Origin of the sequence: Desulfoplanes formicivorans (assembly GCF_001748225.1) — a bacterium.
GTDB classification, from domain to species: domain Bacteria; phylum Desulfobacterota; class Desulfovibrionia; order Desulfovibrionales; family Desulfomicrobiaceae; genus Desulfoplanes; species Desulfoplanes formicivorans.
Genome location: NZ_BDFE01000004.1, coordinates 80,454 through 92,661 on the forward strand (window position 1 = coordinate 80,454; position 12,208 = coordinate 92,661).

A 12,208-nucleotide genomic window follows, 5' to 3' on the forward strand; every position below is an offset into this window, starting at 1 on the left:
TTTTCCATGAAGATCATTCAGGTTGTCAATGTTCGTTTTTTCAACGCCACGGCTTGGTACGGATTGTACCTGAGCAAGTTGCTTCTGGAGGCCGGACATGAGGTTCTCATCCTGGGACTCCAGGATACCGAGTCCTTTGAAAAGGCTCGTTCATGGGACCTTCCCATTAGCCCAATGGATCTCAATACGCAAACGCCCCTGGGAGTGATCAGACTCTATCGCGATCTCGGCAAGGTGATTGACACGTTTTCCCCAGACATTGTCAATTGCCACCGGGGGGAATCCTTTATCCTCTGGGGACTTTTGCGCAAGCACAAGGGGACCTTCAAGCTGGTGCGCACCCGGGGGGACCAGCGTCTGCCCAAGGCCAACATCTTCAACCAGATTCTTCACCGCCATGTGGCCGATGCCGTCATCTCCACCAATACCCGGATGAGCAACCATTTCAAGTCCCGATTCCATCTCGGCCCGGAACGGCTGTTCCAGGTCATTGGCGGAGTGGACAAGGCCAGGTTTACCTATTGTCCCCAGGGACGCGCCAGGATTCGACGGGAGTTCGGCTATGATGATCAGGACCTGGTCATCGGTCTGCTGGGACGATTTGATCTGGTCAAGGGGCAAAAGCAGACCATTGAAGCCGTGGCCAAGGCCAGAAAAATGCTCGGGGATGCTTCACCCATCCGGCTCATGCTTCTGGGATTTGAAACCGATACCAGCGAGGCGCAGGTCAGACAATGGATCAGGGACAACCACATCGAGGATATCACCGTCATCACGGGTAAACGATCCGATGTGACGGACTGCATCAGCGCCCTGGATCTTGGAGTGGTCTCTTCCCTGTGGTCCGAGACCATTGCCCGTGCCGCCCTGGAAATCATGGCCTGTACCATCCCCCTGGTGGGAACCACCGTGGGGGTGATGCCCGATCTGCTGCAACCCCATGCCCTGGTACCTCCCGGCGACGTTGACGCTCTGGCCGCATGTTTTGTCCGCTGCGCCAGCGAACCAGCCTTTCTTGCCCTCCTGCGCAGGGAACAGGCTCAAACCATGAGCCACCTTTCGGGTCAGGATTTTCTTCATCAAACCCTGGACATCTACAAATCCATGCTTGATCAGCACCCCCCACACAACCGGACAACTATTTCCGGCACATAAGCATTTTGCACTGTCCACCGGATCGGCATGCCCGTGATCCCCTCACAGGAATGGACATGAACCTTCGAAACGATACCTTTCGCGCCTACCGGGCAAGCTATGCCCACCAACAAGAACACATGTTCCAGGTGGTGGTGGAACAAACCGATCTGTGCATCATCTGCAACCAGGATCTCCGCGAACCCATTTTCGACCATGTGCACGCATTGCGCGGTCACATCATGGCCTATGCCCAGATGCATCCGACCTTTCTGACCTCCCTGGTTCCCCTGCACGTGACGTCACACCAGTCGACGCTGGTCACGGCCATGCTCAAGGCCGCCCAGGCCATGCACGTCGGGCCCATGGCCGCTGTAGCCGGGGCCATTGCCCAGGACGTGGCTGACACCTTTGGCCCGGAATGCGGGGACATTCTGGTGGAAAATGGCGGGGATATCTATATCCGCTCGGCCGTTCCCCGCACCATCGGCCTGCTCCCGGATCCGACCCAAGCCATGACCCTGGGTCTGTCCCTGCAACCCGAGGACTTTCCCTGCGCCATCTGCGCTTCATCAGCATCCATCGGCCATTCCCTGAGTCTGGGTCAGGGCGATCTGGTCGTAACCCGGGCCCGCTCGGGCGCACTGGCCGATGCCGCGGCAACCCGGCTGTGCAATGAGCTGCGAACGCGCAAGGACCTGCGTAAAATTCTCGAGATGGCAGACGCCTTCCGTGCCCAGGGACTGCTGGGGGTCCTGGCCCAATGCAAGGGCCAGATAGGCATCAGGGGGGAAATGGAACTCATCGGTTTGGGCTAGCCGATCCCGAAAGCCCCCATAGACAGCCCGTTGACACAAAAAAGCGCCAACGCTCGCCCCAAAGGGATGCGTTGACGCCTGCAATCACGGTACAATGGGCAAGGGTTGCAAAGCAGCAAAGCCCTGCCACCACTCTGCCCGCCCCTCTCACCTACACCTGCGCCATGTCCTTGCGAAAGGTCGCGTACACATCATCGAAGACCACCGGAATCCGCTCGTGAAAGCTGGCGAGCATGGGCAGCATGATCTGGCGGATCTGGGGGTGGGCAGCCGAAGCACAACGCAGTTTGAAGATATGCCGCCATTCCCGCAGATTGGCTGTCACCACGATTTCGGTCTTCAAGCTGTTGGGCAGCACGGAGCGCGCCTCCTGAGGTCTGGCACCGGCTTCAAGCAGGGCCATATAGACTTCTTCGGCCTTTTCCATGGCCTCAAGCCACAAGGCGTACTCCCTGGAATCCTCTTCCCAGAAAAAAGGTCGAATTACGGTAATTTCCTTGCCGAATTTCTCCTTGCCATAATTGGCATACCGGGTGGACTCTTGGGAAAAGGAGGCCAGACGATGCCTGACGATCTCATGGGAAATGCCCCGGTCACACACGATGCGCACGCTGACGCTGGCATGCTCGAGCACGCTTTCGTGATTGACCTGCAGGATACGGGCAATCAGTTTTCTGGCCGACCCTTCGGTAATCTTGTCTTCTGATTTGTAGCAGGTCCTGGCCGCCCGCTCCAGATGGGCAAGAATCTGTTCCCCATCGGGCATCTGCAAAATGGTATAGGAAGGTTCAACAATACGCATGGCAATTGGCCTTTGATAAAAGGTGAGTGACTATCCGGGTAATGACGATCCGATCATGTGTTCCCCTGCCAAAACACCGAGGCTCTGCGCGGCAAGGTGTCTGCCAAACACCAGGGGAACATGGACAAAGGCAACCCGGGCATACCGGAGACTTGCGCCCTGCCACCTGCGCCCTATCTTCTCTTCTCCCGGTCACCAAACGGTACGCCCAGATGACGGTACGCCTTTTCCGTCACCACCCGCCCCCTGGGAGTCCTTTTGAGCAGGCCCGACTGGATAAGATAGGGCTCATAAATTTCCTCAATGGTCCGAACCTCTTCGGAACAGGCAACAGCAATGGTTTTGACACCCACAGGCCCCCCGGAAAAATGGGAAATGATGCACGAGAGGATCTTGCGATCCATCTGATCCAACCCGTTGGCATCCACATCCATCATGTCCAGCCCTTGGGCCGCCACCTGAGCATCAATCACCTGGCATCCCTTGACATGGGCGAAATCGCGCACCCTGCGCAACAGTCTGTTGGCAATACGCGGAGTACCCCGAGAACGCCGTCCGATCTCCAAGGCCCCGTCCGGGGTAATGGAGATACCGAAAATGGATGCTGCACGGGTGACAATGCGCGCCAGTTCTTCCGGAGAATAGAATTCCAGACGACAGATAACCCCGAACCGGTCCCGAAGGGGCGAGGTCAGCAGACCGATTCTGGTGGTTGCTCCAACCAGGGTAAAGGGTTCCAGATCGATCTTCACCGTCCTGGCGCCTGGTCCCTGCCCGATGATCAGATCCAGCTTGAAATCCTCCATGCCCGGATAGAGAATTTCCTCCACATTGGCGGGCATGCGGTGGATCTCGTCAATAAACAGCAGGTCGTTCTTCTTCAAGTTGGTGACAATGGCTGCCAGATCGCCCGATCGTTCAAGAACCGGCCCCGACGTGCTCACCAGATTGACGCCGAGTTCCGAAGCCATGATCTGGGCCAGGGTGGTCTTGCCCAGCCCGGGATTGCCATAGAGCAGGACATGGTCCAGTTGCTGTCCCCGTTCCCTGGCGGCTTGCAGGTAAATGCGCAGATTGGCCCGGACATCGTCCTGGCCAATGAAGTCATCCAGACTCCCGGGACGGATATGGTCATCCAAGGGCACGTTTGAAGTAGTCATCAGGCTGATGCAGCTGAAGATAAAAGTTTGAGGGCCGCGCGAATGGCGCCACCCACATCCAAATCGGGCTCCTCTTCAAGAACCTTGCGCACAACGGGCGAAGCCTCCCGCTCACTGTAACCCAGAGCGAACAGACCGCCCAGGGTATCGTCAAAGATTCGATTTGCCGTCACGGGTACGGCCCTTGTAGCCGCCAGGGACGTGAAGCCGGAGAGTTTGTCCTTAAGGTCCAGGACAATTCTTTTGGCCGACTTGGCACCGATCCCCGGCACCCTGGTCAGGGCATGGACATCGTCGGCAGCCACCTTGGCCGCCAGATCGCCGGGCTCGAAACAGGAGAGCATGGCCATGGCCGTCTTGGGACCAAGCTTGGGGACACCGATGAGGATCCTGAACAGTTCACGCTCTTCCCATGTCGCAAATCCGTACAGGGCAAGGGCATCCTCGCGAACAATGGTCTGAACGTACAGGGCAACCTCATCCCCGGCATTCCCCAATCTTGTCACGGCCTGGGCGCTCATTCCGACTTCGTAGCCAACGCCCGAATCGGTCAGGACAACACACCCGCTCTCCATTTTCTGCAGCACTATTCCCTTGAGATAGGCGATCATTCTTCTCTCCGAAGATTCAAACAGAGGTAGCTCCTCAACCGACAGCAAGGGGCATGCAAGTCCTTCTCACGTTGCCGCCCTTTTGTCTTCTGACCGCTATACCCGGCCATCAGTCAGGCGTGGTGTACAGCCGTTGCAACCGCCGGTGGTTGAGGTGACAGATGGCAATGGCCAGGGCATCACTGGCATCCTTTGCCCAGTTTCCCTTGCACCCCAGAAGCCGGGCCACCATGAACGCCACCTGGGATTTATCCGCCCGGCCGGAGCCCACAATGGTTTTCTTGACCAGGGTCGGTTCATAGCTGTGCACGGGAACATCCCGGTAGGCACAGGCCGTGAGGGCAGCTCCCCTGGCCTGCCCGAGCTTGAGAGCGGACGCTGCGTTACGGGCGAAAAAGGCGTCTTCAACCGACGCAACATCCGGCTCGTGCAGCTCGATAAGTCTCACAATGGCAGCAAAGATATGCCCCAACCGGGTGCTCAGCGGCTTGTCCAGGGGAGGACGGATGGTCCCGGTAGCCACAAGGGACAACTGGCCCGAGACTTCCCGGACCACTCCATAACCGCAGCAGCGCGATCCCGGATCTATGCCGAGAACAACCATCTCCTCACCGGCCAAAAACGCCTCCCCGACCCGGACATGCTTCCCCGGAACACATCATGATCAATCCTGCATCTCTGCCAACAGCTCATCCGGCAGATCAAAATTGGCATACACGTTCTGGACATCCTCGTTCTCGTCCAGGGCATCGTAGAGTTTGAGGAGTTTGAGACCGGTCTCCTTGTCCACGGCCACGGTATTTTGGGGGATCATGGTGATTTCACTTTCAGCCGGTTCAATCCCGGCGGAGACAAAGGCCTCGCGCACAGCCGTAAAATCCTCGGGTGCACACTGGATCTGCCAGGTTTCACCGTCATCCACGATATCTTCGGCACCGGCTTCCAAACCGATTTCCAAAAGCTCTTCATCCGAGTGTTCGTCCTTGGGAAAGGCCAAAACGCCCTTCTTGTCAAACATCCAGGCAACACAGCCCGAGGCGCCCATGGAGCCGCCCCCCTTGCTCAGGATATGACGAACCTCGGCAACGGTCCGGTTCTTGTTGTCCGTAGCCGCATCAATCAAAATGGCCACGCCCCCGGGACCGTACCCTTCATACATGACCTCTTCAATGGCCTCGGCAGCCAATTCGCCCGTACCCTTCTTGATGGCGGTCTCGATCTTGTCCTTGGGCAGGTTCACGGCCTTGGCCGCTTCAATGGCACTTTTGAGCCGGTTGTTCCCGGTGGGGTCTCCCCCGCCAGCCTTGGCCGCGAGCATGATCTCCTTGGTCACCTTGGTGAAAATCTTTCCACGCGCAGCGTCCTGCCGACCCTTCCTGTGCTGGATGTTGTGCCATTTACTATGTCCGGACATATACTGCTTCCTCCTTTATTTCGTATTTATTCATAAAACGTCATGCGTTACGCACAAACGCCTGTCAGGGGTTCACATGTTCTCGGGGAACACTCACTCCGACACAGCTGCCGGCAAGGCTCCCGAAAAGGACCCGACAAAAAAGCGCATTCCTGGTTCGTTCTTGTGGTTTCCTGCGGCAGGGAAAAGGCGATTCACCGCGTCCTGCTCCTGCATACCCGGCAGAACATCACTCCTCTGCCCGGGTACCGGGCTTAAATCCCTTGCCCACGATGAAGATCTCCTTGCTTTCGGACCGGGAACTCTTGGGTTTGAAGGTCTTGACCTTGGCAAACCAGGGTCTGATGCTCTGTGTAAATCCGTGGACATCGGGTCCTTCGAAAATCTTGACCACAAAACATCCCCCCTCCGCAAGATAGATCCTGGCCAGGGCAAAGGCCTCTTCCACAAGCTCCAGAGACAGGGCCTGATCCTTGAATTTGATCCCCGAGGTTTTGGGGGCCATATCGCTGATGACATGGTCAAAGGGAGCCCATTGTTCCAAAAGCTTCTGGAACCGGGGAGAACGATTGAAAACATCTTCCTGAAGAAAGGTCACCTGCGGGGGAAAAGAGGTATTTTCCGGGTTGAGATCAACCCCCAGAACCCGGCCTTTGGCCCCGACCTTTTGGGCAGCGTACAAGGTCCATGACCCAGGGCTGGCGCCCAGATCGAGAACCTTTTGCCCGGGCCGCAAGAGGTGAAAATTCTTGTCCATCTCCTGCAACTTGTATACGGATCTGGCTGGATAATTTTCCTGCTTGGCCCGTTTGAAATAGTGATCCCTGTATTTTTTCATATGCGTCCCTAAAAAAGAGCCAAATAATGCCAGCCCGTCCCACGCGTGTAAAGACCCAAAATGAGCTTGGAAAAACCCGGACACTTCCCGATGCTGCCTCCGGATTTTACCGCACGGGTCAGGGGCAGGAACACCTTTTTCTGGGACTGGGCCCCCAACCGGAACAATTGCCCGCCCTTGCCGGTCATCCCCGCAAGGTCTGGTTCGTGGAGTCCGACACGTTTTGGCGCAACATGGATCAAACATGGCACGAAAGCATCCCCCACTCCTGGACACGCATCCCACCTGAAAAACTCACTTTTCAGCGATTGGCCGCATCCACCCTGTGGATTTACACCCCCAATGAACGTCTGTTTCCGTCGTTTTGGGGACCGATCATGGCAAAAGTCCGCCTTGCCCTCAGGCAATATACCCCCACGCGTCCAGAAAACGTTGTCCTGCTTCCCTGGGATGCCAATGCGTTGATCCTTCCGGAATTGGCCAGGGCCTTTAAAAAAGTCGGACTCAGGCCCGTCCCCATACCGGAGCATCTCACCGTTGACCAACTGACCGATATCCTCTCCCGCCTTACCCCCAAATTGTTTGTCAGCCTCAACCTGGCCGGGCTCGACAGCCATGGAAGCCTGTACCATCTTCTGCACGAGGCAGGCACCAGGGTGGTGGCCTGGATGGTGGACAATCCGTTCCATGTCCTGGGAAAATGCAAAAGCCCCTTTTGGAAGGACATTCCCATGGGGGTGACCGACAACTGGTTTATCCGCCCCCTTGAAGCCCTTGGGGGCAAACCCTTTCATCTTCCCCTGGCAACTGATCCGTATTTTTTCACACCTTCCGGTCACCAGGACGGCCAGCAGACACTTTCCGGAGTCACCTTTGCGGGCAGAACTGCTTTTCCCCGCAAACAGGGATTCTTTGCCGGTGCATCCATGGACCAACATCTTCTTGAAATTGCCTGCCAAGACATGGTCAAGGGCAAACGCAGAGATCTTTCCTGGTGGATCGACCAACTCGGCGTGACAGATTTCTGGCCCGGCCACGCAATCCGCAGCGCCGGACTGGGTGCCGAAGAAACATCCCTGGCCTGGCGACGGACCTGCCTTGAGATTGCTGCAGCATCCGCCCATCTGACCATTGTGGGTGATCTGGCCTGGCGCCAGCACCTGACCCATCCCTTTACCCTGCACCCTCCCGTGGACTATTACGGGCCCTTGGCCACCTGGCACGCCCGTTCCCCCATCACCCTCAACATGACCAGCATGCTCCTTCCCCACGGGTTGACCCAGCGGCATTTCGATGTCTGGGCCGCAGGTGGATTCCTCCTCACCGACACCACACCCGGGCAGGCCATCTTTCCCCGGGAGCTCTGTGCACCCATCTCCTTCAAGACCCCGGCAGAACTGGAATCCCTCATCCAGCGATTCACCCCTGAATCCCGTGCCAAACAGGACCTGCGCAAAGCATGGCGCAACGAGATCCTGGCCCATCACACCTATGACCACCGTGTCCAAAAAATTCTTGATATCATCGACAAATGATCGTAAAGGCTCATCTTCACATCCGGGGACGTAGCTCAGCTGGGAGAGCGCAGCGTTCGCAACGCTGAGGTCGAGGGTTCGATCCCCTTCGTCTCCACCACAAGGAATCAAAAGCCTGACGGCGTAGTACACGCCGTCAGGCTTTTTGTCTTTTCTGTGCCATCTGTCCGCCCTGTTGCACTGTCTGCAAACCAGCGCGGTTGCCCCACCATTTCGAATCCTGTACATGGGCTCAGTCTGAACCCCAACAAGCAAGGAGAAATGTATGCTGGAACACCAAACAGAGCTCAAGGAAAACATCGGAAGGGATTTTGACACCTACAAACGATTGCTTCCTGACGTGGCCCGGGCCTACGAAGAGTTACCTGCCGAAGTGTACAAGGACGGTGTGTTGCCGGGAAAGATCAAACGTCTCATGGCCCTGAATGCTGCCCTGGTCAAAGGCTGTCGGGCCTGCATCCTGTATCAGACCGACCTTGCCCTGAAGGCCGGGGCCACCGTGGAAGAGATATTGGAAGCATCTGCCGTGGCCATCTCCCTGGGCGGGACCATGGCCGCCGGAGAGGTCACCCGCGTCGTACGCTTTCTTAAAGAGCAAGGATTGTTGCCTGAATCAGGGAAAGGATGAGAACCAGGGCCAATGTATCCTATGTATCCTGAAGAGGATATGGGGACAGGCTAAAAATCGAAAATTTTGACGGATGGGGCAAGCTCTTCCTCAACTCCTCTCTCAACGAATGTCTCTTGTCTTGCATTTTCATATCCGGAGATGCCAGATGCCCAGAATAGCTCGGTTTGTCCGTTCGGATATTCCTACCATGTACCATGTCATTTCCAGAACAGCGCTCCATGGTTTTCCCCTTGGAAAACCGGAAAAGGATTACCTGCTGGGTCGTACGGACATGTCGGCCAGGATCACGGCAGACGATCTGCTCAAACTCATCAGGGAAGAGGGGTAGGCAGAACCCGCTTCTCCACAGGGATGAAGACAAAAAAAAGGGAGAGGCGGCACCCGTGCAGGTGCCCCCCTCCCTTTTTCTCATGAAACCGGTCTGATAATTTAAAACAATCCTTTGACGCGGCCCGTTGCCGTGTCCACGTCGATCCTTCTGTACGAAGGATTGGACCCGGTCCCCGGCATGAGGGAGATGGACCCGGCCACGGGCACGATGAACCCGGCCCCCCCGTACGTGAGCACGTCGCCGACCTTGAGCCTCCATCCCTTGGGCACCCCCTTGAGAGAGGGATTGTCCGACAGCGAGAGATGGGTCTTCACCATGCACAGGCCGAAATCAGCAAAAGCGGGATCATTTTCGATCTGCTTGAGCCGGGAAGACGCCTCGAAAGAATAGTCCACCCCGTCAGCCCCGTAGATCTCCCGGGCAACGGTTTCGATACGCTTGCGCATGGACATGTCCCATGAGTACAAAGGCGTGAACCGGCTTTTTTCCTCGCAGGCATCCGTAACCGCATCAGCCAGCTCCAGCGCCCCTTCGCCGCCGCATTCCCAATGTCTGGAAAGAGCGACCCGGGCCCCCGCTGCTTCGCAGAGTTCCTTCACCTTCCTGATTTCGTCTTTCGTATCCGAAACAAAGGCATTGATGCACACCACGGGAGAAACCCCGGACTTTTTCACCACCCCGATGTGATGCAGAAGATTGGCGCATCCCTTTTCCACCCATTCCACGTTTTCACGGGTATATTCGTCGGGAAGCTTTTTTCCGGGCCGGGGGACGGGGGCACCACCATGGCACTTGAGGGCGCGGATGGTGGCCACCACAACAGCCGCATCCGGGGCCAGCCCGCTGTAATGGCACTTGAGATTCCAGAATTTTTCATACCCGACATCGGCCCCGAATCCCGATTCCGTCACATGGTAGTCTGAAAGTTTGAGTGCGACCCTGTCAGCGATGATGGAACTCTGGCCGATGGCTATATTGGCAAATGGCCCGGCATGCACCAGTACGGGCTGGCCTTCCAGAGTCTGGATGAGATTGGGCTTGACGGCCTCGACCAGCCACGCGGTCATGGCTCCGGCCACTTCGAGATCCGAGGTGGTGACGGGATTCCCGAACTTGTCGAAGGCCACGATGATCCTGCCGATGCGGGCACGCAGATCGGCCAGATCGGCGGCTATGGCCAGGATGGCCATGACTTCGGAGGAAACGGTGATGTCGAAGCGCGAACGCATCATGTACCCGTCGCGCGAGCCGTTGCCCCCGTCGATGCCGATGATGATGTTGCGCAGGGCCTGGCAGCAGTAATCCATGGTCCAGCCCATCTCCACCCGTGTGGGATCGATGTTCAGGCGATCCATACCCGACATGGCCAGCAGCTTCTCGTCGCTGTAGTTGCGTTCATGCTGCATGCGTGCCGTAAGAGCCACCATGGCCAGATTGTGGGCGTTTTGAACGGCATTGATATCTCCGGTGAAACCGAGGGAATATTGAGAAAGGGGAATGCACTGGGAACGTCCCCCTCCTGCTGCAGAGCCTTTGATCCCCATGGTGGGACCGCCCGAAGGCTGGCGGATGGCCGCGGAACAGCGTTTTCCCCGTCTGCCCAGTCCCTGCACCAGGCCGATAGTAGTCGTGGACTTGCCTTCTCCCAGGGGGGTGGGGGTGATGGCGGTCACGTCGATATATTTTCCGTCAGGCTTTTTTCCCAGCCGATTGAGAACAGGAGCCGCATCGATCTTGCCCATGTAGTGACCGTAGGGAAGCAATTCCCGACTTTCCAGCCCCATCTGATCGGCAAGTTCGTACACGGTTTTCATCCGCTTTTCCGCATCCATGGCGATATCACCGTCCGGATACTTTGTGGGGTCAAGGGTTTTGATTCCGGCTTCCTCAAGGACAACCTTCCTCTCCCGAAGGGAACAGCGATCAGAACGACTCATACAGCCTCACGTTTCAGCATGAAAATATGAAAGACAAAGCCCGTCTCGGGCAGAAAAAACAAGATTACCAATATATTGAGCGCGAATTTTCCAGGGACAGGGGGCAGCCCCGCTCGAGAAACATCCTGACCATGTCAGGGCTCACCTGGGTGCTCCAGTGGCCTCGGGATGGACGGACGGGGCAGAAAACCTTCGCCCAACCGGAAAAGACCGTCGGAAAAAAGGCCTATGGGGCAGATGTAGCCGCAGAAAGCCCTGCGAAGCAGCAACGCGGAACCCACGGCGGCCAGAAGGATCACCAAACCCGCAGGATGGATGGAATCGAAGACGCCGGTTACCAGAAAGGATTTGAATCCCAGAAGAGCGCTGATGGGGAGAAATGCCTCCACCGAAGGAGGTCTTACGGCCGCAACCGTGGACGCCCCGGTGAGCCAGAGAGAGTACCTATAAAAACGCCAGCCCGTGAAAAGACAGAACAGGGCGAATACGACCTGCACACTGCGTCGGACACAAGAAAAGGAAATACGCATAGTTACTCTTTGAAAAATTCACAATCCCCGAGATATGCACAGAAGCTGTTCTCCCGCGCCGGGGAGTGAGGCTGTATCGCTCTCCCTTCCGAAAGGCCAGAAAAAAAAGGACCGAATTTCGTCGGTCCCAGCTTTGTTATTCCTGCGCACCTGCATGACGAGAATGAAACGCGAACCCTCCTGTGGTCATGACAGGGCAAAGAGAAACGTTTCAGCGACCCTTCCATATTTCCCGCACCACTTCCCGAAACTCCCGCATGGGTGAACCGTACTCCTTGCCCACGGTATAGGGCAGGAAAGGCGGCACGCTGAGCTGTTCCGACCAGAGCACCCCGAGACAGGGAGAATACGGGGACAAGCTATAAGTTGCTTCAGGCCCGGCTGGTGAATCCGGGCATCACCTCCCTGTCGGGCATATGGTCACAGCTTCAGACCGTATGAACATTCTGATTGGAAATAACGGCTCA

General features: G+C 56.9%; 14 protein-coding genes and 1 tRNA gene. 6 read left to right on the forward strand and 9 right to left on the reverse strand.

Annotated elements, in window-relative coordinates; genetic code table 11:
* Positions 1-6 precede the first annotated feature (6 nt).
* The gene (locus DPF_RS00650) at positions 7-1,155 is read left to right on the forward strand and encodes a glycosyltransferase family 4 protein (RefSeq protein ID WP_069856907.1); all 1,149 of its coding nucleotides are present in this window, start codon (positions 7-9) and stop codon (positions 1,153-1,155) included.
* 56 nt (positions 1,156-1,211) lie between these two features.
* The gene (locus DPF_RS00655) at positions 1,212-1,952 is read left to right on the forward strand and encodes a UPF0280 family protein (RefSeq protein WP_083254373.1); all 741 of its coding nucleotides are present in this window, start codon (positions 1,212-1,214) and stop codon (positions 1,950-1,952) included.
* Between the two features lie 151 nt (positions 1,953-2,103).
* Here the strand turns inward: DPF_RS00655 and thyX are convergent, their stop codons facing one another.
* The 6 genes from thyX to DPF_RS00685 form a co-directional block, all read right to left on the reverse strand.
* Positions 2,104-2,754, reverse strand: coding sequence for an FAD-dependent thymidylate synthase (thyX, locus tag DPF_RS00660; RefSeq protein ID WP_069856912.1), 651 nt, complete (start codon positions 2,752-2,754; stop codon positions 2,104-2,106).
* 173 nt (positions 2,755-2,927) lie between these two features.
* Positions 2,928-3,914, reverse strand: coding sequence for a Holliday junction branch migration DNA helicase RuvB (gene ruvB / locus DPF_RS00665; RefSeq protein WP_069856915.1), 987 nt, complete (start codon positions 3,912-3,914; stop codon positions 2,928-2,930).
* Positions 3,914-4,525, reverse strand: coding sequence for a Holliday junction branch migration protein RuvA (gene ruvA / locus DPF_RS00670; protein ID WP_069856917.1), 612 nt, complete (start codon positions 4,523-4,525; stop codon positions 3,914-3,916). Before ruvA ends, ruvB begins: the two co-directional genes overlap by 1 nt.
* Before the next feature lie 109 nt (positions 4,526-4,634).
* Positions 4,635-5,144 (reverse strand): crossover junction endodeoxyribonuclease RuvC, encoded by a 510-nt coding sequence (gene ruvC, locus DPF_RS00675; RefSeq protein WP_231702100.1) that lies wholly within the window; start codon positions 5,142-5,144, stop codon positions 4,635-4,637.
* A 45-nt stretch (positions 5,145-5,189) separates the two neighbouring features.
* On the reverse strand, positions 5,190-5,939 hold the full coding sequence (locus tag DPF_RS00680; RefSeq protein WP_069856919.1) for a YebC/PmpR family DNA-binding transcriptional regulator: 750 nt from the start codon (positions 5,937-5,939) through the stop codon (positions 5,190-5,192).
* Between the two features lie 229 nt (positions 5,940-6,168).
* Entirely contained in the window at positions 6,169-6,777 is a 609-nt protein-coding gene (locus DPF_RS00685) for an RlmE family RNA methyltransferase (protein WP_069856922.1), read from the reverse strand.
* A gap of 26 nt (positions 6,778-6,803) precedes the next feature.
* Between DPF_RS00685 and DPF_RS00690 the strand changes: the two genes are divergently transcribed.
* The 4 genes from DPF_RS00690 to DPF_RS00705 all read left to right on the forward strand — a co-directional run bounded on the left by DPF_RS00690 (position 6,804) and on the right by DPF_RS00705 (position 9,271).
* On the forward strand, positions 6,804-8,312 hold the full coding sequence (locus tag DPF_RS00690) for a glycosyltransferase family protein (RefSeq protein WP_069856923.1): 1,509 nt from the start codon (positions 6,804-6,806) through the stop codon (positions 8,310-8,312).
* A 24-nt stretch (positions 8,313-8,336) separates the two neighbouring features.
* Positions 8,337-8,412, forward strand: a tRNA-Ala gene (locus DPF_RS00695).
* A 165-nt stretch (positions 8,413-8,577) separates the two neighbouring features.
* Positions 8,578-8,940 (forward strand): carboxymuconolactone decarboxylase family protein, encoded by a 363-nt coding sequence (locus DPF_RS00700; protein WP_069856925.1) that lies wholly within the window; start codon positions 8,578-8,580, stop codon positions 8,938-8,940.
* Positions 8,941-9,088: 148 nt separating this feature from the next.
* Positions 9,089-9,271: a hypothetical protein gene (locus DPF_RS00705; RefSeq protein ID WP_069856927.1), complete on the forward strand. Its 183-nt coding sequence runs from the start codon at positions 9,089-9,091 to the stop codon at positions 9,269-9,271.
* Positions 9,272-9,372: 101 nt separating this feature from the next.
* Here DPF_RS00705 and DPF_RS00710 read toward each other — a convergent pair whose 3' ends face one another.
* The 3 genes from DPF_RS00710 to DPF_RS13945 all read right to left on the reverse strand — a co-directional run bounded on the left by DPF_RS00710 (position 9,373) and on the right by DPF_RS13945 (position 12,099).
* Complete coding sequence (locus tag DPF_RS00710) at positions 9,373-11,211, reverse strand: formate--tetrahydrofolate ligase (RefSeq protein ID WP_083254374.1); 1,839 nt, start codon at positions 11,209-11,211, stop codon at positions 9,373-9,375.
* Positions 11,212-11,345: 134 nt separating this feature from the next.
* The gene (locus DPF_RS00715) at positions 11,346-11,741 is read right to left on the reverse strand and encodes a 4Fe-4S binding protein (protein ID WP_069856930.1); all 396 of its coding nucleotides are present in this window, start codon (positions 11,739-11,741) and stop codon (positions 11,346-11,348) included.
* A 211-nt stretch (positions 11,742-11,952) separates the two neighbouring features.
* Positions 11,953-12,099 carry a hypothetical protein gene (locus tag DPF_RS13945; RefSeq protein WP_176724129.1) on the reverse strand — a complete coding sequence of 49 codons (147 nt, stop codon included), beginning with the start codon at positions 12,097-12,099 and terminating at the stop codon, positions 11,953-11,955.
* Positions 12,100-12,208: the final 109 nt, after the last annotated feature.